The following is a 24,451-nucleotide window of genomic DNA, read 5'->3' on the forward strand; positions in this document are numbered from 1 at the left end:
CTAAAGAGGCGACCTATCCCCATGACATTGCTTTCAAATTCGCACAGCCCCGCGCACTCCGCGGGGCGTCATTTGAACGCCATGAACCTGTACGGCTGATGAACGGCGGGTGCGACACCGCCGCCGTCCGCGCGCGTTCCGGGCCCGAATTCGGACCGAGCGAGGATTAGAAGGCGTACTCTTGATAGGCCGGTTCCACAGAGCCCTTCCACGGGCCGTTGAACTTCTCCAGCATCTCCTCCGCCGGCGAGCGGCCGGCCTCGATGATGCGCTCGAGCGGTTCGAGGAAGCGGCTCTCGTCGCGTCCGAGATGGTCGATCCGGCCACGCCGCCGCAATCCGGCGTGCGACAGGATCAGGCACTCCTTGGCGATCTCGAACAGATAGCGGTCCTTGATCCGCGACTTGAAGCCGAAGCGCGGCACGTCATCGCGCAGCGCCTGCCGCTCCGGTGCCGTCCAGTGCCGGACGATGTCCCAGGCGGCATCGAGGCTGTCATTGTCGTAGAGCAGCCCGACCCAGAATGCCGGCAGCGCCGGCAGCCGGCCCCACGGCACACCATCGGCGCCGCGCATTTCGAGGTAACGCTTCAGCCGCACCTCGGGGAAGATCGTCGACAGATGATTGGCCCAGTCCGACAAGGTCGGGCGTTCGCCGGGGAGGATCTTGTTCTTGCCGGCGAAGAAATCGCGGAACGATGAGCCGGAGACGTCGATATATTCATCGCCGCGCTTGACGAAATACATCGGCACGTCGAGCGCGTAATCGACATAGCGCTCGTAGCCCATGCCGTCCTCGAACGCGAACGGGATCATGCCGCTTCGCGCATTGTCGGTGTCGCGCCAGATCTCGGAGCGGAACGACAGGAAGCCGTTGGGCTTGCCTTCGGTGAATGGCGAGTTGGCGAACAAGGCGGTCGCGATCGGCTGCAATGCCAGCGACACCCGCAGCTTCTTCACCATGTCGGCTTCGGAGGAGAAGTCGAGATTGGTCTGCACCGTGCAGGTCCGGAACATCATGTCGAGGCCGTATTTGCCGACCTTCGGCATGTAGTTTCTCATGATCTTGTAGCGCCCCTTGGGCATCACGGGGATCTGCTCGCGCGACCAGGACGGCGTCATGCCGAGGCCGAGGAAGCCGATGCCGAGCGGAGTTGCGATCTCTCGCACCTGCGCCAGATGCGCCATCAGCTCCGACTGGGTCTGATGCACGGTCTCGACCGGCGCACCCGACAATTCGAACTGGCCGCCCGGCTCGAGCGAAATCGCACCGCCGCCGGTGACGTCGTAGAGCCCGATGATGTTGCCGCGCTCCATGATCGGCTCCCAGCCGAGCAGGAGCTTCATGCCTTCGAGCAGCGCACCGATGCCCTTCGCGCCTTCATAAGGCACGGGCTGACGGCCCTCGAGCGTGAACGGGGTCTTCTCGTGCTCGGTGCCGATCCGGAACTCGGACTCGGGCTTCACACCGGCTTCAATCCACGCCACGAGTTCGTCGCGCGATTGCAGCGGCGTCATGTCGATCTGGTCACGCGCCATAGAAAATCCAACTCAAGGGCGCTTCGATCGAAGGCGCGCGGTGGCAGGGACATCCGCGGGCCACAACGGCCGCGGATGATGGGATCAGGACTATCATCGGGCAGGCACGCCGTCTCGCGGCGGCGCGGCCTTGGTATCGCTCTTCGCATCGACCTTGGCGTCGCTCTTGGCGTCGCCGCAGGAGCAGCCGAGACGGTCGAGCAGACCGCACAGCCTGGCCGCGTCGGCATCAGACAATTTCGAGCCGACATGCTTGTCGATCGCCGAGGAATAGGCGCTCCACATCTTCTTCTGGAGCTCGCGACCGGCTTCGGTGATCTCGACGAACTGGCCGCGCTTGTCGATCTTGCATTCGCGGCGGGCGGCAAGCCCTTCGTCGACCAGCTTGTCGATCAGCCGCGAGGTCGAATATTGCGGGATCAGCATCTGCCGCTCGAGCTCGACCGGGCGCAGCTCGCCGGACGGCGCGCGCGACAGCTCGAGCAAGGCGTCATACCAGGCGAGCGGCGGGAAGCCGGCCTTCTTCAAATCCTGCTCGACGCAGTCCAGCACCCGGCTCGGCACCCGCATCAGGCGGATCCAGGCGGCCGTCGCCTCGCTCGATAGCTTGCGTTTCATCGTCTAGCCCATAAGGTCCCGGAACCCACTGTACCGCACTGAATGCATCTGCATCAATCTTGACTATTTCATGCAGGTGCATGTAGGCAATCCCTCTCCGGACGCCAAGAACAAGGGAAGGAATACCCCCATGAAGCTTTATTACTCCCCCGGTGCCTGCTCCCTCTCCCCCCACATCGCTCTGCTCGAGGCTGGCCTGCCCTACGACCTGGTCAAGGTCGATCTGCGCGCCAAGAAGCTCGAAAATGGCGACGATTTCCTGCAAGTGAACCCGAAGGGCCAGGTGCCCGCGCTGGCGCTGGATACCGGCGAAATGGTCACCGAAGGGCCGATCATCATACAGATGATCGCCGACAGGGTCGCCGACCGGAAGCTGGCACCGGCGCGGGACTCCAATGAGCGCTACAAGCTGCTCGAATGGCTGAACTACATCACGACCGAGCTGCACAAGAATCTCGGCCCGATGTTCTCGCCGGTGCTCGCCGACGACGCCAAGGCGTTCTTCAAGGATCGCGCCATGGGCAAGTTCAAATATGTCGAGAGCCAGCTCGCCGGGCGCGACTATCTGATGGGCAACCAGTTCACGGTCGCCGACGGCTACCTCTTCACCATGATGATGTGGGCGCAAGACCGCCTTGGCTTCGACTTCTCCGGCCTGCCGAATGTGACGGCCTACAAGGCCCGCGTCGCGGCGCGCCCGAAGGTGCAGGAAGCGCTGAAGAAGGAAGGCCTGCTGAAGGCAGCCTGAGCTTTCGAGCCAGTTTCATGAGATGTGGAAGGGCCGGATCAAGATCCGGCCCTTTTTTCTGCGCGCGATCGACGAGGTCACGGCATCGCCGTGCGGCAAGTCGATCTCCGGCCGGTCCCTCACCTACAATTTTCAGCAGTTTGTCGTCTTCCGCGTAGCGGCGCCTTCGCCATGTCGCGAACGCGACGGCCGGGGTGCCGCAACTTCCCTCGAAGGACAATCTGATCGTGGAGACTCATATTGCGCCGCAAGATATCGATCAGGTCAGACCGAGTTCCTCGGCGGTCTTGCGCTGGCCGACCAGGTGCATCGCGCCTTCAGGGAGAAATGAGCGGCACAAACTTTCGGCACGCGCTGGAACAAATCAATTTAATCCGCATTCTACAGGTTAAGATTAAGTCGGTGTACTTCTGACTGAGGGCGTTGCCGTCCTTGTTCGAGCGATCCAACTGACCGACTATGACCTGCGGCGCGCCCTCCGCTCCAACTGGTCTAAAAATGTGACGGTCGCCTTTACGCTTTTGTTGACCAGCACGTTCGTCGGGCTGGCAATCAGTTTGTATTTTCGGGTTTGGACCTTGATGCTGGTGTCGCCGCTGATCGCGGTGCCGGCGGCAATCGTGCTCCAGTCCGACGGCTATGCATTTGCCACCGGCGCCCCGATCGTCGTCGCCTGCCTCGCGTTCAACCAGATCGCCTATCTCGCCGGCGCCGTGCTCTCGCCGGATAATCACGCCTCAATGGCGGAAGAGATCGACGGCATTCCACGCGGCCGCCGCGAGCACAAGGTCCACGGCCAGAACGAGTAGCAGCAGGCCGGCCCAGGAAGGGCCCTTGCCCCGCAAGCGCAGCGGATTCCCTCGTCGCAGCGGTGAGAGCGAGAAGCAATGCTTGCCCGTGACCTCGGCGGCACCTTCCTTGAGCACAGAACGCATTGCAGGACACCCCAACCCTGATCGTCGTCTTCGATCATCCTGGCGATCGACGAGCAAGGGTGATGCCAGCAGCGTGGTGTCAGTGGGGAGCAAGCGTGGCGGGACTTTGACCGCCGTGACCGTCACGCAACAGGATCAAGTCGGATCGATGACCGGCCCATTTTGGTTTCGTCATTGCGAGCGGAGCGAAGCAATCCAGTCCTCCGCCTGCTGAGGTATGGATTGCTTCGTCGCTTCGCTTCTCGCAATGACGCGGCCGGAGCCTACTCCGCGGGCTAAGCCGCCTGCTTCTTCGGCGGGAAGCGGCCGTAGAAGGTCTCGCCCTTGGCAGCCATCTCCTCGAGCAGCTTCGGCGGCGTGAAGCGCGAGCCGTACTTCTTCTCGAAGGCGTGGCAGAGCGCGACGAACTTCTTGGTGCCCATGAAGTCAATGTAGGACAGCGCACCGCCGGTGAACGGCGCGAAGCCGAAGCCGAGGATCGAGCCGACATCCGCCTCGCGCACGTCGGTGATGACGTGATCCTCGACGGTACGCGCGGCTTCCACCGCCTGCACCACCAGCAAGCGCTGCTTCAATTCCTCGACGCTAAGCGTATCGGGATCGAGCTGCTTGGGCTGCAGATTGGCCAGTCCCGGCCACAGGCTCTTCTGACCCTTGCCCTTCTCGGGATAATCGTAGAAGCCCTTGCCGTTCTTGCGGCCGAAGCGGCCTTGCTTCTCGACCATCTCGACCATCAGCTTCTTCTGCGCCTGGTCGATCGCGTTGGGGCCGAGATCGGCCTCGGTCGCCTTGGTGATCTTCAGGCCGAGATCGAGCGCGACCTCGTCCTGCAGCGACAGCGGCCCGACCGGCATGCCGGCCATCTTGGCGGTGTTCTCGATCATCGCCGGCGGCACGCCTTCGAGCAGCATCTCGTTGCCCTCGGAGATGTAGCGCATCACGCAGCGGTTGGCGAAGAAACCCCTCGAGTCGTTCACAACGATGGGCGTCTTGCCGATCGCGCGCACATAGTCGAGCGCGGTCGCCAGCGCGACGTCGCCGGTGTTCTTGCCCAGGATGATTTCGACCAGCATCATCTTCTCGACCGGCGAGAAGAAGTGGATGCCGATGAACTTGCCCTGATCCTTGAATTCCTCGGCCAGCGAGTTGATCGGCAGGGTCGAGGTGTTGGAGGCGAAGATCGCGCCCGACTTCAGCAGCGGCTGCGCCTTGGCATAGGTGTCGGCCTTGACCTTGCGGTCCTCGAACACCGCCTCGATGACGAGGTCGCAATCCCTGATCACATTGTAATCCGCCGTGGCTGAGATACGCGCCAGGATGGCGTCGCCCGCCTCCTGCTTCATCCGGCCCTTCGCGACCAGGCCGTCGACCACGGTCTTGGCGTGGCCCTTGCCCTTGTCGGCGCTGTCCTGGTCGCGATCGACCAGCACGACGTCGATGCCGGCCTGCGCCGAGACATAGCCGACGCTGGCGCCCATGAAGCCCGCGCCGATCACGGCGAGCTTCTTGACCTTGGTCGGCGGCACGCCTGCCGGGCGGCGCGCGCCCTTGTTCAATTCCTGCATCGACAGGAACAGCGAGCGGATCATCGCCGCCGCTTCCTTCGAGCGCAGGATCTGCGTGAAGTAGCGCGACTCGACCCGCAGCGCGGCGTCGATCGGCAACTGCAGGCCTTCATAGACGCAGCTCATGATGGCGCGCGCGGCCGGGTAGTTGTCGTAGGTCTCGCGGCGATAGATCGCGTTGCCGGCCGGGAACATCTGCATGCCCATCTTGGAGAAGACGGGGCCGCCGGGCAGCTTGAAGCCCTTCTCGTCCCACGGGGCGACGGCCTTGCCGCCGCCCTTGATCCAGTCCTTCGCGGCCTTGATCAGGTCAGCCGCGGGCACCACGGCGTGGATCAGATTGAGCGCCTTGGCGCGGGTCAGATTGACCGCCTCGCCCTTGAGCAGCAATTGCATCGCGTCCTGCGGCGACACCAGACGCGGCACGCGCTGGGTGCCGCCGGCGCCGGGGAACAGGCCGACCTTGATCTCGGGCAAACCGAGCCGGGTCTTGGGGTTCTCGGCGGCGACGCGGTAGTGGCAGGCCAGCGTGATCTCGAAACCGCCGCCGAGCGCGAGGCCGTTGATCGCGGCGACCCACGGCTTGCCCGAGGTCTCGATCGCGCGGAACGACTGCGACATCTGGCGGCTCTGCTCGAACAGCATCTGGTTCGCGGCTTCCTCGCCCTTCTCCTTGAAGAGCTGCGCGTAAGAGCGGTTCATGCCCTCAAGCATCGAGAGGTCGGCGCCGGCGCAGAACGCCTCCTTGGCCGAGGTGATCACGACGCCCTTGATCGCGGCATCGCTGGTCGTCTGCTTGATGATCTCGCCGATCTCCTGCGTCGAGACCTCGTCGAACACGTTCATCGAACGATCGGGGATATCCCAGGTGACCAGCGCAATGCCGTCGGCGTCAACGTCGAACTTGAAATTCTTGTAAGCCATGTTGCGGTTCCCAATCTCTCCGTCATCCTGAGGTGGCCTCGCTCTTGCGAGGCCCTCGAAGGATGACCCGGTGAATTTATCCATCCTTCGAGGCTCGGGCTTCGCCCTCGCACCTCAGGATGACGCTGTCTGCTCGGTTACACGCGCTCGATGATGGTGGCGGTGCCCATGCCGCCGCCGATGCACAGCGTCACCAGTGCCGTTTGCTTGTTGGTGCGCTCGAGCTCGTCGAGCACGGTGCCGAGGATCATCGCGCCTGTCGCCCCGAGCGGATGACCGAGCGCGATCGCGCCGCCATTGACGTTGATCTTGGCGTTGTCGATGTCGAAGGCCTGGATGTAGCGCAGCACCACCGAGGCGAAGGCCTCGTTGAGCTCGAACAGGTCGATGTCCGACTTTTTCATGCCGGAGCGCTCGAACAGTTTCTCGGTGACGTCGACCGGGCCGGTCAGCATCATCGCGGGCTCCGAGCCGATATTGGCGAACGCCCGGATTTTTGCCCGCGGCTTCAGGCCGTGTTTCGCCCCCGCCTCCTTGCTGCCGAGCAGCACCGCGCCGGCGCCGTCGACGATGCCGGAGGAATTGCCGGCGTGGTGCACGTAGTTGACCTTCTCGACCTCGGGGTGCGACTGGATCGCCACCGCGTCGAAGCCGGCCATCGCCGCCATCGCCGCGAACGACGGCTGCAGCTGCGCCAGCGACTGCATCGTCGTGGTCGGGCGCATGTGCTCGTCCTTGGCAAGGATGGTCAGGCCGTTGATGTCCTTGACCGGCACCACCGACTTGTTGAAGCGGCCCTCATCCCAGGACTTGGCCGCGCGCTGCTGGCTCTGCACGGCATAGGCATCGACGTCATCGCGCGAAAAACCGTATTTGGTCGCGATCAGGTCGGCCGAGATGCCCTGCGGCATGAAATAGGCCGGCACCGCCATCGAGGGATCCATCGGCCAGGCGCCGCCGGAGGCGCCTATGCCGACGCGGCTCATCGATTCCGCGCCGCCGCCGATCACGAGCTCATGCTGGCCGCTCATGATCTGGGCCGCGGCGAAGTTCACGGCATCGAGGCCGGAGGCGCAGAAGCGGCTGATCTGCACGCCCGGCACCTTCTCGCCGAGGCCGGCCTTCAGCGCGGCGAAACGGGCGATGTCGGAGCCGGCCTCGCCGACCGGGTCGACCACGCCGAGCACGACGTCGTCGACGGAGTTTTCGGGCAGATTGTTGCGCTCCTTGAGCGACTTCAGCGGCACCGTGGCGAGCGCCAGCGCGGTGACCTCGTGGAGTGCGCCATCGGCCTTGCCGCGGCCGCGCGGGGTACGAACGTGATCGTAGATGTATGCCTCAGGCATGACGCCCTCCTTGATATGAGGATCATAATATATACGGAAGGATGCGCCGCCGCACGGGTGCGGCGGCAATTTTCAAGGCTTTCTCGTTTGACGCGTTTTCTTCATGCGAACCGGTATCCACTTCGCTGGAAAACGCGTCAGAACGCTTCCGCGGCCAATTCCATCGTGGTGGCGCTGCCGCTCTGGATCCGGGCCAGATGCACGGCGGTCTCCGGCAGCAGCCTTTCCATGAAGAAGCGGCCGGTCACGAGCTTGGTGTTGAGATAGGGCGTCGCGCCGGCGGCGGCCTTGTCCTGCGCCACCTTGGCCATCTTCGCCCACATGTAGCCGAGCGCGACGAGGCCGAACAATTTCATGAAGTCGGTCGCGGCAGCGCCGGCATTGTCGGGCTTGGTCAGCGCGTTCTGCATCAGCCAGCCGGTGGCCTGCTGCAGATGGCCGAGCGCGGTGGAGAGCGGGGTGATGAACGGCTTCATCGCCTCATCGCCGCCATGCTCCTTGGCGAAGGCGGTGACCTCGCCGAAGAACGCCATCGCGGCACGGCCGCCGTCGCGCGGCAGCTTGCGGCCGACCAGGTCGAGCGCCTGGATGCCGTTGGCGCCCTCATAGATCATCGCGATGCGGGCATCGCGCACGAACTGCTCCATGCCGTGCTCGGCGATGTAGCCGTGGCCGCCGAACATCTGCTGCGCGGAGACCGTGTTGGCAAATCCCGTGTCGGTCAGAACGCCCTTCAGCACCGGCGTCATCAGGCCCATGTGATCATCAGCGGCCTGGCGATCCTTCGGGTCTTGGGAGCGGTGCGCGACGTCGCTCTTCAGCGCGGTCCACACCACCATGGCGCGTGCCGCCTCGTTGAAGGCGCGGATGGTGAGCAGCGTGCGACGGACGTCGGGATGCACGATGATCGGATCGGCCGGCTTGTCGGCGGCCTTGACGCCGGTCAGCGAACGGCCCTGCAGGCGCTCGCGCGCATAGGCGACCGCGTTCTGATAGGCGACCTCGGACTGCGCGAGGCCCTGCACCGCGACGCCGAGGCGGGCTTCGTTCATCATCACGAACATGCCCTGCATGCCCTTGTTCTCTTCGCCGATCAGCCAGCCGGTGGCGTTGTCGTAGTTCATCACACAGGTGGAATTGCCGTGGATGCCCATCTTGTGCTCGATCGAGCCGCAGGTGACGCCGTTGCGCTGGCCGAGCGAGCCGTCGGCATTGACCAGCACCTTGGGAACGACGAACAGCGAGACGCCTTTGATGCCGGCCGGTGCGCCTTCGATGCGCGCCAGCACCAGATGGATGATGTTCTCAGTGAGGTCATGCTCGCCGGCGGAGATGAAGATCTTGGTGCCCGTGATCTTGAAGCTGCCGTCGGCCTGGCGCACCGCCTTGGTACGCAGCAGGCCGAGATCGGTGCCACACTGAGGCTCGGTCAGGTTCATGGTGCCGGTCCACTCGCCGGCAATCATCTTCGGCACATAGGTCTTCTTCTGCTCGGGGGTGCCGTGCACCAGGAGCGCCGCGGTCGCGCCCATGGTCAGGCCGCCATACATCGAGAACGCCATGTTGGCGGAGATCTGGAATTCGTTGACCGCCTGCGAGAGGGTCACCGGCAGACCCTGGCCGCCGAATTCGGCCGGCGCCGACAAGCCGAGCCAGCCGCCTTCGGCGACCTGCTTGAAGGCGTCCTTGAAGCCCTTCGGGGTGGTGACGCTGCCGTCGTCATTGCGCTTGCAGCCTTCGAGATCGCCCGTGCGATTGAGCGGCTGCAACACTTCCTCGCTGAGCTTGGCGGCTTCGCCGAGGATCGCCTCGCGCACATCGGCCGACGCATCGGTGAAGCCGGGAAGATTGCCATAACGATCGATCTGGAAAACGTCGTTCAACAGGAAGCTGACGTCTTCGACGGGGGCTTTGTAGGTCGGCATGCTGATCTCCCGGCTGGCTCGCGGTCGCACGCGCGACCGATGCTGCGCAGTTCGTCCTTGGGTTTGTTGGAGCGGACCTTATCCGGTTCCGGAGGTCCGCGGCAGGTCCTAGCGAGACTGTGATTGCGACGTTGCGCCGCTCTGCTTCATCAACTCCTCGCCCATCATCCGATGCAGCAGGTTGATCGCCTTGAGCGGGCGCACCATCACCTTGAAATGCGTGATCCGGCCGTCACCGTCGAACGTGATGATGTCGACGCCGTTGAGCTTGATGCCGTCGATCTCGTTCTCGAACTCGAGCACCGCGCCGGTGTCGTTGCGCCACTCGCCGAGATATTTGAAGGTCGGGCCGCCGAGCACCTTGGCGGCGCTGGTCAGATATTTGAAGGTAATGTCGCGGCCCCGCTGCGGCGTGTGCACGACCGGGCTTTCGAACACCGCGTCGGGGTGCAGCAGATCCCACAGAGCGGCGGTGTCGTGGGACTTCATGTAGGCGTACCACTTGTCGAGGCCCGGCTTGCTCATTCGGACGTCTCCTGCGGCAGGGGGTTGAGAGGCCTGAACATCGGCCGCGCGCGACAAGGCGGCACGCCGATCACCATATGCATATTGACGCATATGCACAGTAACGCATAAAGTCAAGCGAACTTCAGAATGGCCTTCCTGGGAACTGAGATGGAGGTGGGCGTTGGCACTCGGTGACGCAATCCTCGCATGCCTCACGGAACGTCCGATGACGGGCTATGAGCTCGCCAAGACGTTCGACGCCTCGATCGGCTTCTTCTGGAAGGCCGACCATCAGCAGATCTATCGCGAGCTCTCCCGGCTGCGCGACAAAGGCCATGTCCAGGGCCGCGAGGTGGTGCAATCCGGCAAGCCCAACAAGCTGGTCTACACCCTGACGGCCGAGGGCCGCGCGGCGCTGAAGCATTGGGCGGCGCGGCCGAGCGTTCCGCCTTCGATCAAGGACGATCTTCTCGTCCGGCTCTATGCGCTCGACTGTGTCGACATCGAGCCGCTGCGCACCGACCTGATGGCGCGGCTGGAGCATCACCGCGACCGCTATGAGCGTTACGAGCGCCTGCTCAACAAGCGCTTCCCCGACGGCACCGCGCCGCCGGCCGATGTCGGCAAGATGCTCAGCCTGCGCCTCGGCATGCGTCATGAGCGCATGGTGGTGGAGTGGTGCGAGGAGGCGCTCGACGCGCTGTCGGCGATGTCCGGCCGCAGCAATGTGCTGCCGCTCGACGACGGCAAGCGCGAAGGCAACGGCTAGAAACAAATCTCAGGTCATGCTGTGCGCGTACCGACATGTGACGCGGAATCCGCTCTGCCGGAAAGCGATAGGCGTGTCCTGATCCGGCGCAACAGGTTCCCGGAATCCCTAACTTTAAGGCCCGCCGGCCGCATTCCTTAACCCGTTATTTACCGTGACGGGAAAAAGTCAGCAGCTGAAGCAGACGACCAGCGCAGAATTCGATTGTCTCTTAACGGGAATGCGCGGGGAGGCTGCGGGCGCAGGGTGTAGCGCCGGAGTCGGGACCGGACGGAATCATGAATTCGCGCGTATCGTGGAGTGTTGACGGCATCGATCCCTCCGTCCGCGACAGGGCCGAGGCGGCTGCGCGCCGCGCCGGCATGTCGCTGAACGACTGGCTGAATTCCACCGTCGGCGAGCCGAGCCCGCCGGATTGGCGCACGGCGCCCGAGCAACGGCAGCCGATGCCGAGCCGGGAAAGCCGCGAGGTCGCCGACATCCATCAGCGGCTCGACGCGATCACCCGCCAGATCGAACAGATCGCAAAGCCAATGACGCGCGCCGAAGCCGTGCGCGCCGAAGTACCGCGCGGCCAGCCCGCCGTCGCACGGCAGCTGAACGACGCGATTTCGCGCCTCGATGCGCGGCTGTCGCAGATTTCGCGACCGCAGCCGGCGCGCGAGCCGCAACCCCAGCCGATGCGTGAAGCGCAGATGCAGCGGGAGCCGCAGATGCAGGACCGGCAACTGGAAGAGAGGCTGCGCCAGGCGGAAGCGGTCGAGCGCGCCGCAGCCCAGGTCTATCGCCCCTCGCCGCCGCTCAGCCCGGCCTCGTTCGATTCCGCGATCGCGGAGATCGCCGCACGCCAGAACGAGCTCGACGCATCAGCAACACGGCAGATGCCGCCGCGCAGTGCGCCGCCGATGCAGCAATCGGCGCCGCCGATGGCCGCCTATGCGCCGCCGCCGGCTGCGCCCGCCGGGCCCGACTTCTCCTCGCTCGAGCGGCATTTGCTCAAGATCACGAGCCAGATCGAGGCGCTGCAGCGGCCCGACCATATAGAGCAATCGATCGCGGCCTTCCGCGGCGAGCTTGCCGAAATCCGCCAGGCGATCACCGAGGCGATGCCACGCCGCGCGATCGAATCGATCGAGAACGAGATCCGCTCGCTGCATCACCGGATCGACGAGATCCGCCAGGACAGCAGCAACGGTCAAGGCCAGGTGATCACCGGCATCGAGCGCGCGCTGTCGGAAATCCGCGAGGCGCTGCGCACGCTGACGCCCGCCGAGCAGCTCACCGGCTATGACGAAGCGATCCGCAATCTCGGCGGCAAGCTCGACATGATCCTGCGCGCCAACGACGATCCGTCGACGGTGCATCAGCTCGAGAGCGCGATCGCCGCGCTGCGCGCCATCGTCTCCAATGTCGCCTCCAACGACGCGCTATTGCAGCTCTCCGGTGACGTGCATGCGCTCGCCGCGAAGGTCGACCAGCTGTCGCAGATGTCGCGCGCCGAGTCCCACGTCGATGCCTTCGCCGGAATCGAGCAGCGCATCGCCGCATTGGCCTCGACGCTGGAGACCCGCGAGCGGCCGGTCGCCGGCTACGACAATACCGACGCTATCGAAGGCGCGCTGCGCTCGCTGTCGGAGCGGATCGACCGCATGCAGGTCGGCAACGACAGCTCGTCGGCGTTCACCCATCTCGAGCAGCGCGTCTCGTATCTGCTCGAGCGCCTGGAGTCCGCCGACCAGCGCTCCGGCAATCTCGGCCGGGTCGAGGAAGGGCTGCATGACATCATGCGGCACCTCGAGGCGCAGCACGCCCATCTCGCCTCGCTCGCCGACGCCACCCGCAACACCGCCGCGCCGCAGCCGATGATGGACAGCGGCATCGTCGACCTGGTGAAGCGCGAGCTGTCCGACATCCGCTTCAGCCAGTCGGAGACCGATCGCCGCACCCAGGACTCGCTCGAGACCGTTCACAACACGCTCGGCCATGTCGTCGATCGGTTGGCGATGATCGAGAACGATCTGCGCACGGTCCGCACCGCGCCGCCGGCTCCGCCCGCCCCTGCTTATGCCGAACCGCGGATGGAAGCGCCGCGGATGGAGATGCCGCAGCCGACCGCGCAGCCTGAATCATACAAGTCTGAAGCATACAGGCCTGATTCGTACCGGCCCGAATTGCCCAATCCTGCGCTCGCGCAGGAGCACTTCATGTCGGCGCCGCGCGAATTCCATGCCGCGCAGCCGGTCGAGACCGCACCGCCGCCGCTGCCGCCGCGCGCGATCAGCGAGATCCTGGAGCCGCATGCCGCCTCCGCGCGCGCTGCGATCGCACCGGAACTGCCGCCGGATCATCCGCTCGAGCCGGGTACCCGCCCGTCGGGCCGCGCGTCGTCGCCGTCGGAGCGGATCGCCGATTCCGAGCGTGCGATCTCTGATCTTCCCGCCGGCAAGAAGGAGCCGGTCTCGACCTCGAGCTTCATCGCCGCCGCGCGCCGTGCCGCGCAGGCCGCCGCCGCGCAACCCGTCAACGACAAGGCCGCGCGGGCAGCGAGCAAGGCTGCCGCCAAGGCCAAGGAGAAGGCCGACAAGGCCGCGAAGGCCGCCGCCGGCAAGGTCGGTGCGTCCGCGACTGGTGCGGCGGCGACTGGCGCTGCCGAAGCCCAGCCTTCGACCATCACCTCCAAGATCCGCTCGCTGCTGGTCGGCGCGAGCGTGGTCGTGATCCTGCTCTCGACCGCCAAGATGGCGATGAACCTGCTCGACACCAGCTCCGCGCCGCAGGCGCCGGCGATCGAGCACAGCCAACCGGCAGAGCTGCCCGTGCAGCCGCCCGCCGAGAACTCCGTTTCCCCTGCGCCGTCCAGTGCACCCGGGCCGTCAGTGCCCGGGCCGTCGATGACTTCGCCGACCCCGCTCGGCCGCCAGTCCAACAACACGGGGACGCCGAACACGCTCGACAGCGCGCAGGTAACGATCCCGCAGGCTCCCGCGCCCGCCGCGGCGCCTGAGCCGGCTACGGCACCGCTCGCCGCCGCCAGCGATATCACCGGCACGATTCCGACCGCGCCGCCGCTCGGCGGCAAGCTTGCCATGATCCAGATTCCGGCGGGCGAGAAGCTGCCCGACGCGATCGGCGGTCCCGCGCTGCGCACGGCTGCGATCAAGGGCGATGCGGCCGCGGCCTATGAGGTCGGCGTCCGCTTTGCCGAAGGCAAGGGCGTGCCCGCCAATGTCGACGAAGCCGCCAAATGGTATGGCCGCGCGGCACAGGCCGGCGTGGTGCCCGCGATGTTCCGGCTCGGCACCTTCTACGAGAAGGGCCTCAGCGTGAAACGCGACTTCGATATGGCGCGACGCTATTACGTGCAGGCTGCGGAGCGTGGCAACGCCAAGGCGATGCATAACCTCGCCGTGCTCGACGCCGATGGCGGCGGCAAGGGCGCCGATTACAAGAGCGCCGCGCAGTGGTTCCGCAAGGCCGGCGATCGCGGCGTCGCCGACAGCCAGGTCAACCTCGGCATCCTCTATGCCCGCGGCATCGGGGTCGAACAGAACCTCGCCGAGTCGTTCAAGTGGTTCAGCCTCGCGGCCGCGCAGGGCGACGCTGACGCCGGCCACAAGCGCGACGACATTGCCAAGCGGCTCGATCCGCAGTCGCTGGCGGCCGCGAAGCTTGCGATCCAGACCTTTACCCCCGAGCCGCAGCCGAGCGATGCGGTCAACGTGCCGGCCCCTGCCGGCGGCTGGGACGGCGCGCCCGTGCAGCCCGCGGCGGCGAAGTCCGCTAAGCCCCCGTCGAAGCGGACCGCGGCGCTGGCCGCACACTGATCTCACCTATTTGAAAGCAGCTGCGGCGCCTTGACGGCGCCGCTGTCCTAGCCCTCCGCCCTTCCGCCGTGTAGACAGGCGCATATCTCAGCGCCAATGGCGCACGCGTTCCGGAGGGCAGGCTTGTCTGTCGACGATCGTCAGGATGATGGACCGGGCCATCGTTCGTCGCCGACCGGCCCCCGCGTCGCGCCGCCGCGCGCGAGGCCGTCGCCGTTTGCCGCGCCTCCCAAGGCGCCGCCTTCCCCTCCGCCCCCGCAAGGGAACGCGGCATCGCCGCCCCGCACCTTCCGGTTCTCGCTCTGGTCCGTGATCATCTTCGTGCTGCTGGTGTCGAGCGTCGCCATTCAGGCCTATCGCGACCTGTCGAAGCCGGGCGCCTGGGACTTCTGGCGCGAGACCTATATCGCGGCGAGCATGAATTCGGCTGTGATTCCTGATGTCGACATCGACGGGTCGGGCCGCGGCCGGCGTGCGCTTACGATCAGCGGCAAGATCGGCTCGGCCAGCGCGAGCTGGTTCCGCGACCGGCTGAGCGAGGCGCGTCTCGCACCTGGCGATGCCGTGCTGCTGTCGTCGCAGGGCGGTGCGCTGAACCAGGCGGCGATCATGGGCGAGGTCATCCGCACGCATGGGCTCGTCACCGCCGTCGCTACCGCAGACGCATCGGGCAAGCTCCGCCCCGCTGCCTGCGCCAGCGCCTGTGTGCTGGTCTATGCCGGCGGCCAGACCCGCTATGGCATCGCGGGCTCGCGGCTCGGCGTGCATCGCTTCACGACCAGCACACCGGTCAGCGATCCCCTCGCGGAGGCACAGCGCATCCAGGGTATGGTGCTGGGCTACATGACCAAGATGGGCGTCGCCTCCGGGATCGTGGAAGCGATGTCGCAGACCTCGGATATCCGCTGGCTGAGCCCGAAGGAAGCGCTCGCGCTGAACCTGATCACCAAGCCGGTCGATCGGCCCTGAGCCAGCACGGGCGTCATTAATCTGAATTATCAACCACGTCCGCAGCCAAGCTGCCACGTGCGGCGAAAAATGCCACCCGAGGCGGAATCTTTAGTCCCTCCCCTCGCCGATTTCGGTTATGCAAGAATGCGGCAATCGACCCGCGTTCGCCTGCTTCTTGCGCGCCGACCGGATTCGTTCAGCCGGAGAATGCCCGACCAGAACGACATCACGCCGTGATGCGGCCTTGCGCCCCAGCATGTGGCGAACCGACAAGAAGCGACGCGCGTGCAGCTCTACCTCCCGATCGCCGACATTCCGGTCAATGTCTTCCTCATCCTGGCGATGGGCGCGGCGGTTGGCTTCGTCTCCGGCATGTTCGGGATCGGCGGCGGCTTCCTGATGACGCCGCTCTTGATCTTCGTCGGCATCGCGCCCGCGGTCGCGGTTGCCTCGGTGGCGAGCCACATCGCGGCCTCCTCGTTCTCCGGCGCGATCTCCTATTGGCGCCGGCGCGCGATCGACCCGCTGCTGGCGGCGGTGCTGCTGGTCGGCGGCACGATCGGCACTGCGCTCGGCGTGTGGACCTTCACCTTCCTGCGCTCGCTCGGCCAGCTCGACCTGATGATCGCGCTGTCCTACGTCATCCTGCTGACCACGGTCGGCGGGCTGATGTTCTGGGAAGGCCTGCGCGCGATGCTGCGTTCCCGGCGCGGCGGCCCGGTCACGCTGCGCAAGCCCGGCAGCCATGGCTGGATCCACGGCCTGCCGCTGAAGCTGCGCTTCAAGCGCTCCAAGATCTACCTCTCGGTCATCCCGGTCGTCGTGGTCGGGCTCGTGATCGGCTTCATCGGTGCGGTGATGGGCATCGGCGGCGGCTTCATCCTGGTGCCGCTGATGATCTATGTGCTGCGGGTGCCGACCTCGACCGTGATCGGCACCTCGATGGTGCTCACCCTCGTCACCATGGTATTCGCGACCATGCTGCACGCGGTGACGAACCATCTGGTCGACGCCGTGCTGGCGCTGATCCTGATGATCGGCGGCGTCACCGGCGCGCAGTTCGGCGCCCGCGCCGGCCAGAAGATCCGCGGCGAGCATCTGCGCCTCCTGCTCGGCCTGCTCGTGCTTGCGGTCGGCATCCGCTTTGCGGTCGAGCTGGTGATCCGGCCGCAGGACCTGTTCAGCATCCGCGAAACCGGCGGGGCCCCGCCATGAGGCTGCGCGCGGCGCTTGCGATCATCGGCCTCGTCGCCGCCAGCCTGGCGGCGGTACCGGCGCGGGCCGAGCGGCTGATCGTGTCGGTCTCCAACCACCGCGTCACCGTGACGCCGAACTATTCCGGCGGCGAGCTCGTGCTGTTCGGCTCGGTCGAGAAGGACGACAAGACGCCGGCAACCCGCGGCAATTACGATCTCGTCGTCACAGTGTCGGGCCCGCGCGCCGACATGGTGACGCGGCGCAAGGAGCGCAAATTCGGGATCTGGATCAACACCGACTCGCGGCAATTCCTGCAGGTGCCGGGCTATCTCGCACTGTTCTCCAATCGCCCGTTCGAGCAGATCGCCTCGCCGGAGGTGCAGCGGCGGCAGCAGCTCGGGCTCAACAACGTGCTGCTGATGCAGCGGGTCGGGCCCGACTTTGCCGACGTGGTGCCGAACGATCCGTTCCGCAGCGCCTTCGTCCGGCTGCGCTCCGAACACGGCCTCTATCGCGAGGCGACCTCGGCAGTGACGTTCCTGACCCCGACCCTGTTCCGCACCGGCATTCCGCTGCCGGCGGAGGTGCCGATCGGCACCTACAATGTCGAGATCAAGCTGTTTTCCGACGGCGCGCTGGTGACCAAGACCGAGACCGCCTTCGAGATCGTCAAGGTGGGCTTCGAGCAGTTCGTCGCCACCACCGCGCGGCAGAACGGCCTCGTCTACGGCCTCGTCACCGCGTTCATGGCGCTGATGACCGGCTGGATGGCCTCGATCGTGTTCCGCAAGGATTGATCTAGCCCGCCGCGCTCGCGAATGCATCGTTCAGGATCGAGAGACCAAGATCGATCTCGTCATCGCTGATCGTCAGTGGCGGCGCAATGCGGAACACGCTGCCCATGCCGGGCAATTGCACGATGTTGGTGCTCAGTCCAAGCTCCAGGCAGCGCTGCGACACACGCGTACCAAGCGCTTCGTCAGGTTCCTTGCTAAAGCGGTCGCGCACGATCTCGATGCCCTGCATCAGCCCCCGTCCGCGCACGTCACCGATGCATTCGAACCGGTTCTGAAGCGCGAGCAGCCCATCCCTCAGCCGTGCGCCGGCGATCCCGGCGCGCTCGACCAGCCGGTCGCGGAGGATGATCTCGATGACCTTCAGGCCGACCGCGGCCGGCATCGGGTCCGACACATGCGTCGTGTAGAACAGGAAACCGCGTTCGTGACAGCGCTCCTCGATTTCGGCTGATGTGATGACCGCAGCCAATGGCAGCCCCGCGCCGAGCGTCTTCGACAGGGTCAGGATGTCAGGCGCGACTTGATCGCGCTCGAAGGCGAACATGGCGCCGGTTCGCCCGAGGCCGGTCTGCGCCTCATCGACGATCAGCAGCATGCCGCGCGCGCGGCACAATTCCTTCAGCGCGGCGAGGTAGCCTTCCGGCAGATCGATCAGCCCGCCGGAGCTCAGGATCGGCTCGGCGATCATGCAGGCGAGCGCGCCGGTCGATTGGCGATCGACGAGATCGAAGGCGTAGGCCAGTTCCGCCCGCCAATCGGCCGCATTGCCGAAGCGGGGCCGATAGGGGTTCGGCGTCGGGATCGCGAGCGAGCCGACCGGCGCCGGACCATAGCCCTTGCGGCCGGCCGAATAGGTCGCCCCGGCGGCACCCGATGTCATGCCGTGCCAGGACTGCGCGAACGCAACGGTCTCGAAGCCGCCGGTGGCGAGCTTGGCCATCTTGATGGCGGCCTCGTTCGACTCAGCCCCCGTGCTCAGCAGCATGACGCGATCGAGCCCCGGCGGCAAAAGCTCCGCGAGCTGTTCGGCGAGCGCGACGACCGGGCGCGTCAGCATGCCGCTGAACAGATGGTCGAGCCGTTCGGCGTGCTCGCCGATGGTCTTGACGATCTCCGGGTGGCCGTGGCCAAGCACCGCGCTCATCTGCCCGGACGTGAAATCCAGGATGGCGCGGCCGTCGGCGTCGTAGACGAAGGATCCGGAAGCGCGCTCGATGATCACAGGCGCGAACGTCCCGCCATAGCGGATGAGGTGACGCCGCGCGCGATCCCAGAAGGATTTGTCGTCATTTCCGGCCATGCCCGTTCCCTTGCTGCTGTGTCGCCGCGATGAAAGGCCCTCACAGGGCATCTTATGCGCGAGACACCGCAAATACATTGCGATTTGAGATGCATTTCGCCCCTTACTCTGCAATCAATTGCGCAAATGGCAGAAGATGCGAAAGAAATGGGAACCACGATCGTGATCGACGAGATGGACCGCAAAATCCTCGATGTGCTGCAAGCCGAGGGGCGCATCACCAATCTCGAGCTGGCCGAACGGATCGGCCTCTCGTCTGCCCCTTGCATGCGACGCGTCCGGACCCTGGAAGAGACCGGCGTCATCAATTCGTATGTGGCGCTGGTGGACGCTGCGCGAGTTGGACTCGGGTTCGACGTGATCGTCGAAGTCCGCCTCAAGCAGCAGAACAGGGAATCCTTCGCGCGTTTCGAGAAGAAGGTCATCAACCTTCCGGAGGTCGTCGAATGCTGCATGATCGCCGGCGATTGGGACTACGCGCTGCGGGTCGTGTCCTCAGATCTCGCGAGCTATCAATCGTTCATCCTCGACCGCCTGATGCATCCGGACACCGATATCGCGAGCTACCGCACGACCATCATCCTGCGAAAGGTCAAGTCGACGACGAAGATCGACAGCTCGCTGTTCTGACCGCAATGATCAAACAAGCACCCCGACCCCCATCGCGATCACGCTGAGCGCCATCGCCGCGGTCGAGAGCCAGCCGAGCCAGTAGAGCCACCCGCCGATCACGAAGCGTCCCATCACCTCCTTGTGGCGGGCCATGACCATCAGCAGCACCATCACGGGCACGGCAAGCACGCCGTTGACGACCGCGCTCCAGTACAGCGCCGAGATCGGATCGATCGGGGTGAAGTTGAGCGCGATGCCGATGCCGCCCGACAGCGCCAGCACCGAATAGAACGCCATCGCCTCCTTCGGCTTGCGTGCCAGTCCGACCGGCCATCGCCGGCCCTCGCCGACCGCGTAGGCGGTCGCGCCCGCGAGCACCGGGATCGCCAAGAGGCCGGTGCCGACGATGCCGAGCGCGAAGATCACCTCGGCAAAGGGACCGGCGATCGGGCGCAACGCCTCGGCGGCCTGCGCCGAGGTCTGGATATCGGTCTTGCCCGCGGCGTGCAGCGACGCGGCGGCGGTGACGATGATCGACAGCGCGATCAGGTTGGAGAACGCCATGCCGGTGATGGTGTCGGCACGAATGCGGGAAAATTCCTTCCGTACGCCATAAGCTTTCTCAATCAACGGATGCTTGGTGACGTCGACCCGCTGCTCCTCCGCCTCCTGCGAGGCCTGCCAGAAGAACAGATAGGGCGAGATGGTTGTGCCGAAGATCGCCACGATGGTGGTGAAATAATCGGAGCTCCAGGTCAGGCGCGGAACGAGCACACCAGCCAGCGCCTGCATCCACGACACCTTGGCAAAGGCGAGCGCCGCGACATAGGCGAACAGGCTGAGCGTCAGCCATTTCAGGACGGCGACGTAGCGCCGGTAGTTCATGAAGATCTGGGCGGCGACCGAGGTCACGCCGAACAGCACGACATAGAGGATGGCCGGACCGCCGATCAGGAGCTTGGTCGCGTCCGCCATGGCCGAGAGGTCAGCGGCGATGTTGACGGTGTTGGCGATGAACAGCAGCGTCACCACGATGATCAGCAGCCAGCCCGGATAATGCTTGCAGACGTTGCCCGCGATGCCGTGCCCGGTGACACGCCCGACCCGCGCGGAGATCTCCTGGATCGCGGTCATCAGCGGGAAGGTCAGCAGCATGGTCCAGCCGATGCCGTAGCCGAGTTGCGCGCCAGCCTGGCTGTAGGTGCCGATGCCCGAGGGATCGTCATCGGAGGCGCCGGTGATCAGGCCGGGGCCAAGCGACTTCACGACGCGGTTGAAGCTGAATGGCTCGCGCCGCGGCTTCCCCGCCGACCCATCTCCGTCCTTGTCGTGTCGCGAGATCGTCTCTTGCGGCGTCATGTCCGGTTCCAGCCGCCTGACAACGGACCGGATACCGCCAAGGTTCCTGGGATGAAACCTAACCCTCGATAACCGTGGCAACGCCGGGTTCGAGGATGCGCAGACGGCGGCCGAAACCGAGCGTATCGAAACTCGCACGCAGGTCAGCCGCGTTCTGCCGGAAATGCGCCCAGCCATCGGTATGGACGGGCACGATGACCGCGTCGGCGAAGGCGCGCGCGGTCTCGATCGTGTCGTTGGTGTCCATGGTGAGATGGAACGGCCCGCGGGTCTGCGCCGCGCCCGCGAACGGCAGCACCACGCCGCAGGCAAAGCGCCGCGCGACCTCGGCGACGCCGTCGAACCAGGTGGTGTCGCCGCTGACGTAGACCGGACGGCCGGGCTTCGCCGGCTCCAGGACAAAGCCGATGACGTCGCCGGACAACGGCTCGATGCCCGCGGGCCCGTGCCGCGCCGGCGTCGCAGTGATGGTAAGCGTCCGGCCGCCCTTCGTCAGTGTGGTCGTGGCCCAGGGCGCAAAACCCTCGGCATTGCCGGCGAGCCGCTTGGCGCCTGCCTCCGTCGTCAGCACGCGCTTCGAACTTTTAAGGAAATCCCGGCCGGAATGGTCGAGATTGTCCGAATGCTGGTCATGGCTCAGCAGCACCGCATCGATCTCGCCGACGTCACCCGCGCTAAGCGCGGGTGACGTCAGCTTCTCCAGTTTCACGTGCGGTAGTTGATAGTCGCCGGGTGCATCGAAGGTCGGATCGGTGAGCAGGCGGAACCCGTCGATCTCGATCAGGGCGGTCGGGCCTCCGATCAGGGTAATGGTGATGCTCACGTCACACTCCTCTTGGGCGAAGCCGCGGCGGGGCGGGTCACCAGGTAAATGCCGAGCGCGACCGGAACGATCCCGAGCAGATCGCGAAATTCGACATGCTCGCCGAGCACGAGATAGGCGAACAGCATGCCGAGCGGCGGCATCAGGAAGTGATAGGCGCTTGCGGCGGTCGCGCCACACACTTTCAGGAGATGAAACCAGAGCAGATAGGCCAGGATCGAACCGCCGAGCACGAGGAAGGCGAAGGCACCGGCGAGCCGCATGCTCGGCACGATGTCACCGACGCTGGAGAGCGCAAAGGCGAACGGCATCACCGCAAGGCCACCGGCGATGTTCTGGATGCCGTTGCCGATCCACAGGCTGCCCTTCGGCGCCAGCAGCTTGAACAACATGGTGCCGGCGACGATCGAGGCGAGCGAGGCCAATGTGAAGAGGATGCCGTGCGGGCTGTCGGTGCCGATCTTGAGGCGATGCCAGACGATGAAGGCGACGCCGGCGATGCCGAGCAGGAGACCAATCACCTTGCGCAGGGTCATGCTCTCGCCGAGGAACATCGCCGCCAGCATGGCGGTGAAGACCGGGTTGGCCGAGACGATCAGCGCGCCGAGGCCGGCCGAGACCGTCTTCAGGCCGGTATAGCCGAGGCCGAGGTAGAGGGCGTTGTTGGCGACGCCGATCACGGCGAACACCGCCGCGTCGCGCCAGGTGAGGTCCCATTGATCCCGGCGCAGCATGGAGATGCCGAGGATCAGGACGCCGGCGAGCGAGAAACGCGCGGCGAGCAGGATCAGCGGCGGGCAATCGGTGACGCCGATCTTGCCGGCGACGAAGGCGTAGCTCCACAGCAGGCAGAACAAGGCGATCAAGAATGGCAACGTGTTGAAGCGGGTGCGGGGCATCGCGACAGCGGGGGCAACAGACATGGGGGTTCTCCTCTGCCCCTGATCTAGGCCCGCACCTTGATATTTGGAAATTAAATGATAGACTGATCTCCAGTGGATTTATGAATGGAGGCTGCGATGCTCGACCTGGAGCTCTTGCGCAGTTTCGTCTCGGTGGTCGATGCCGGCGGCTTCACCCGCGCCGGAGAGCGCGTCCACCGCACGCAATCGACGGTGAGCCAGCAGATCAAGCGCCTGGAGGAGGATGTCGGCCAGCCGCTCCTGATCCGCAGCGGCAAGGACGTCACCCCGACGGAGGCCGGCGAGCGGCTGCTGACCTATGCGCGGCGGCTGTTGTCACTCGCGGAAGAAGCCCGCGACGTGCTCTCGCGCCCCGGCAGCGAAGGCGCGATCCGGATCGGCATCACCGAGGATTTTGCCGCCTACCGGCTGACGCGATTGCTCGCGACCTTCGCGCGCAGCCATCCGACTCTGCGGCTCGACGTGCGCTCGGGCCAGAGCCTGTTCCTGTACCGCGACCTGGAGCGCGGCGATCTCGACCTCGCGCTGATCAAGCGCGCCGCCAGCGAGAAGGGCGGCATCGCGGTGTGGCCGGAACGGGTGCACTGGGTCACCAGCAAGAGCCATCCACGCGACACGACGACCGGTTCGGTGCCGCTGATCGGCTTCGGCTCAGGCTGCCTCTATCGCGCCCATGCCATCCATGCGCTGGAACGCGCCGGCCGCAACTGGCACATGGCCTACACCTCCTCCAGCCTCGCCGGCATCCAGGCCGCGGTCGCCGCGGGTCTGGGCTTAAGCATCCTGTCCGAGATGTCGATCCAGGCCGAGCATCGCGTACTGACGGCAAAAGACGGCTTTGCCCCGATCGAGCGCACCGAAGTCGCCCTCATCGCCGCCCCCGAAGCCAGCCCCGCAACGCTGCGGCTGGCGGATCGGCTGGCGGAGTATTGCGAGAGCGTGCAGGCGAAGGCGGCGTGAGATTATCCATCCGTCATTCCGGGGCGTGCGAAGCACGAGCCCGGAATCCATTCATCCACGGATGATGCGGCCTAATGGATTCCGGGCTCTCGCTTCGCGAGCCCCGGAATGACGGAAAAGGCTCAATAACACCGCGTCGCCGCAAACGCATGGACGCGGTTGTCGCCGAGCACATGGGCCATGAAACCCGGCGATCCGAAGATCCGCGCGAACGCGGCATCGCGGATGCTCAGGCCGCCGGTGTAGGCACCGAAAGCCGGCATCACCGCGCGCTCGCCGTCGGAGGCGAAACAACGGCGCTCGATCGAGCGGCCGCGGGTCGGCACCCGCGCCTTCGGGTGAAGGTGGCCGGCGATCTCGCCGGCAGCGCCGGTCGGCTCATGGCGGAACACGATCGGGCCGATCGCAACCTCGGTCGCGACCACGCCGCCGAGACTGGGCGGTAGCGCCGGATCGTGATTGCCCGAGATCCAGATCCAGTTGCGCCGCACTTGCAGTGCCGTGAGCGCCTCGCGATCCGGCTCCGACAGGCGCGCATGCGCATCGCGGTCGTGGAAGCTGTCGCCGAGCGCGATCACCTGCCGCGGATCGTGCCGCGCGATCACGGCGGCAAGCCGGCTCAACGTCGCCACCGTATCGTAAGGCGGCAGCAGCACGCCGCGGGCAGCAAAGCTCGAGCCTTTTTCCAGATGCAGGTCGGACACCACGAGCAGGCTCCGCTCTTCCCAGAACAGCGCACCGGAGCAATCAGCCACGAAGCCGACATCCGCCACCGTGACCGTCGAAACGCGCATCTCGTCACCGTCTCGCAAAGCTAGCGCGCTTGCCGTC

The 24,451-nt window shown here is 65.6% G+C and carries 21 protein-coding genes; 10 read left to right on the forward strand and 11 right to left on the reverse strand.

Features of this window, described 5'->3' with window-relative positions:
• Positions 1 to 166 precede the first annotated feature (166 nt).
• Both ACE103_RS39150 and ACE103_RS39155 read right to left on the reverse strand, forming a co-directional pair.
• Positions 167 to 1,537: a glutamate--cysteine ligase gene (locus ACE103_RS39150; RefSeq protein WP_375777324.1), complete on the reverse strand. Its 1,371-nt coding sequence runs from the start codon at positions 1,535 to 1,537 to the stop codon at positions 167 to 169.
• A gap of 93 nt (positions 1,538 to 1,630) precedes the next feature.
• Positions 1,631 to 2,155 carry a MarR family winged helix-turn-helix transcriptional regulator gene (locus ACE103_RS39155; RefSeq protein ID WP_223966111.1) on the reverse strand — a complete coding sequence of 175 codons (525 nt, stop codon included), beginning with the start codon at positions 2,153 to 2,155 and terminating at the stop codon, positions 1,631 to 1,633.
• A gap of 130 nt (positions 2,156 to 2,285) precedes the next feature.
• On the opposite strand from ACE103_RS39155, the gene gstA reads away from it, so the two are divergent.
• The 3 genes from gstA to ACE103_RS39170 all read left to right on the forward strand — a co-directional run bounded on the left by gstA (position 2,286) and on the right by ACE103_RS39170 (position 3,712).
• Positions 2,286 to 2,903 (forward strand): glutathione transferase GstA, encoded by a 618-nt coding sequence (gstA, locus tag ACE103_RS39160; RefSeq protein ID WP_176528831.1) that lies wholly within the window; start codon positions 2,286 to 2,288, stop codon positions 2,901 to 2,903.
• A gap of 22 nt (positions 2,904 to 2,925) precedes the next feature.
• Positions 2,926 to 3,234 (forward strand): hypothetical protein, encoded by a 309-nt coding sequence (locus ACE103_RS39165; protein WP_375777325.1) that lies wholly within the window; start codon positions 2,926 to 2,928, stop codon positions 3,232 to 3,234.
• 226 nt (positions 3,235 to 3,460) lie between these two features.
• Positions 3,461 to 3,712 (forward strand): hypothetical protein, encoded by a 252-nt coding sequence (locus ACE103_RS39170; RefSeq protein ID WP_223966108.1) that lies wholly within the window; start codon positions 3,461 to 3,463, stop codon positions 3,710 to 3,712.
• A gap of 401 nt (positions 3,713 to 4,113) precedes the next feature.
• Here the strand turns inward: ACE103_RS39170 and ACE103_RS39175 are convergent, their stop codons facing one another.
• The 4 genes from ACE103_RS39175 to ACE103_RS39190 form a co-directional block, all read right to left on the reverse strand.
• Positions 4,114 to 6,327 carry a 3-hydroxyacyl-CoA dehydrogenase NAD-binding domain-containing protein gene (locus ACE103_RS39175; protein ID WP_375777326.1) on the reverse strand — a complete coding sequence of 738 codons (2,214 nt, stop codon included), beginning with the start codon at positions 6,325 to 6,327 and terminating at the stop codon, positions 4,114 to 4,116.
• Positions 6,328 to 6,464: 137 nt separating this feature from the next.
• Positions 6,465 to 7,673 carry an acetyl-CoA C-acetyltransferase gene (locus ACE103_RS39180; protein WP_375777327.1) on the reverse strand — a complete coding sequence of 403 codons (1,209 nt, stop codon included), beginning with the start codon at positions 7,671 to 7,673 and terminating at the stop codon, positions 6,465 to 6,467.
• Between the two features lie 137 nt (positions 7,674 to 7,810).
• Complete coding sequence (locus ACE103_RS39185) at positions 7,811 to 9,598, reverse strand: acyl-CoA dehydrogenase C-terminal domain-containing protein (protein WP_375777328.1); 1,788 nt, start codon at positions 9,596 to 9,598, stop codon at positions 7,811 to 7,813.
• Between the two features lie 108 nt (positions 9,599 to 9,706).
• Positions 9,707 to 10,123 carry a nuclear transport factor 2 family protein gene (locus ACE103_RS39190; RefSeq protein ID WP_229191371.1) on the reverse strand — a complete coding sequence of 139 codons (417 nt, stop codon included), beginning with the start codon at positions 10,121 to 10,123 and terminating at the stop codon, positions 9,707 to 9,709.
• A gap of 163 nt (positions 10,124 to 10,286) precedes the next feature.
• Here ACE103_RS39190 and ACE103_RS39195 point away from each other — a divergent pair, with 163 nt between their 5' ends.
• The 5 genes from ACE103_RS39195 to ACE103_RS39215 all read left to right on the forward strand — a co-directional run bounded on the left by ACE103_RS39195 (position 10,287) and on the right by ACE103_RS39215 (position 17,643).
• Positions 10,287 to 10,874, forward strand: a complete 588-nt coding sequence (locus ACE103_RS39195) for a PadR family transcriptional regulator (protein WP_176528826.1) — start codon at positions 10,287 to 10,289, stop codon at positions 10,872 to 10,874.
• Between the two features lie 278 nt (positions 10,875 to 11,152).
• Complete coding sequence (locus tag ACE103_RS39200) at positions 11,153 to 14,698, forward strand: hypothetical protein (protein ID WP_375777329.1); 3,546 nt, start codon at positions 11,153 to 11,155, stop codon at positions 14,696 to 14,698.
• Positions 14,699 to 14,821: 123 nt separating this feature from the next.
• The gene (locus ACE103_RS39205; protein ID WP_375777330.1) at positions 14,822 to 15,667 is read left to right on the forward strand and encodes a hypothetical protein; all 846 of its coding nucleotides are present in this window, start codon (positions 14,822 to 14,824) and stop codon (positions 15,665 to 15,667) included.
• Positions 15,668 to 15,934: 267 nt separating this feature from the next.
• Positions 15,935 to 16,864, forward strand: coding sequence for a sulfite exporter TauE/SafE family protein (locus ACE103_RS39210; protein ID WP_176528822.1), 930 nt, complete (start codon positions 15,935 to 15,937; stop codon positions 16,862 to 16,864).
• On the forward strand, positions 16,861 to 17,643 hold the full coding sequence (locus tag ACE103_RS39215; RefSeq protein ID WP_375777331.1) for a TIGR02186 family protein: 783 nt from the start codon (positions 16,861 to 16,863) through the stop codon (positions 17,641 to 17,643). The genes ACE103_RS39210 and ACE103_RS39215 overlap by 4 nt, the downstream gene beginning before the upstream one ends.
• Before the next feature lies 1 nt (position 17,644).
• Here ACE103_RS39215 and ACE103_RS39220 read toward each other — a convergent pair whose 3' ends face one another.
• Positions 17,645 to 18,943, reverse strand: coding sequence for an aspartate aminotransferase family protein (locus tag ACE103_RS39220; RefSeq protein ID WP_375777332.1), 1,299 nt, complete (start codon positions 18,941 to 18,943; stop codon positions 17,645 to 17,647).
• A 147-nt stretch (positions 18,944 to 19,090) separates the two neighbouring features.
• Here ACE103_RS39220 and ACE103_RS39225 point away from each other — a divergent pair, with 147 nt between their 5' ends.
• A complete protein-coding gene (locus ACE103_RS39225) occupies positions 19,091 to 19,573 on the forward strand; it encodes an Lrp/AsnC family transcriptional regulator (protein ID WP_223966093.1) in 483 nt (160 codons plus the stop codon).
• A gap of 9 nt (positions 19,574 to 19,582) precedes the next feature.
• Here the strand turns inward: ACE103_RS39225 and ACE103_RS39230 are convergent, their stop codons facing one another.
• Genes ACE103_RS39230 through ACE103_RS39240 form a run of 3 tightly spaced genes read right to left on the reverse strand, consistent with a single transcriptional unit; the run spans position 19,583 to position 22,660 of the window.
• Entirely contained in the window at positions 19,583 to 20,914 is a 1,332-nt protein-coding gene (locus ACE103_RS39230) for an NRAMP family divalent metal transporter (protein WP_223966092.1), read from the reverse strand.
• 58 nt (positions 20,915 to 20,972) lie between these two features.
• The gene (locus ACE103_RS39235) at positions 20,973 to 21,737 is read right to left on the reverse strand and encodes an MBL fold metallo-hydrolase (RefSeq protein ID WP_375777333.1); all 765 of its coding nucleotides are present in this window, start codon (positions 21,735 to 21,737) and stop codon (positions 20,973 to 20,975) included.
• The gene (locus ACE103_RS39240) at positions 21,734 to 22,660 is read right to left on the reverse strand and encodes a DMT family transporter (RefSeq protein WP_375777334.1); all 927 of its coding nucleotides are present in this window, start codon (positions 22,658 to 22,660) and stop codon (positions 21,734 to 21,736) included. Before ACE103_RS39240 ends, ACE103_RS39235 begins: the two co-directional genes overlap by 4 nt.
• Before the next feature lie 96 nt (positions 22,661 to 22,756).
• Between ACE103_RS39240 and ACE103_RS39245 the strand changes: the two genes are divergently transcribed.
• On the forward strand, positions 22,757 to 23,620 hold the full coding sequence (locus tag ACE103_RS39245) for a LysR family transcriptional regulator (RefSeq protein ID WP_223966088.1): 864 nt from the start codon (positions 22,757 to 22,759) through the stop codon (positions 23,618 to 23,620).
• 122 nt (positions 23,621 to 23,742) lie between these two features.
• Here ACE103_RS39245 and pdeM read toward each other — a convergent pair whose 3' ends face one another.
• Complete coding sequence (gene pdeM, locus ACE103_RS39250) at positions 23,743 to 24,414, reverse strand: ligase-associated DNA damage response endonuclease PdeM (protein WP_223966086.1); 672 nt, start codon at positions 24,412 to 24,414, stop codon at positions 23,743 to 23,745.
• Positions 24,415 to 24,451 lie beyond the last annotated feature (37 nt).

The organism is Bradyrhizobium sp. ma5 (genome assembly GCF_042258955.1).
Classification (GTDB): Bacteria; Pseudomonadota; Alphaproteobacteria; order Rhizobiales; family Xanthobacteraceae; genus Bradyrhizobium.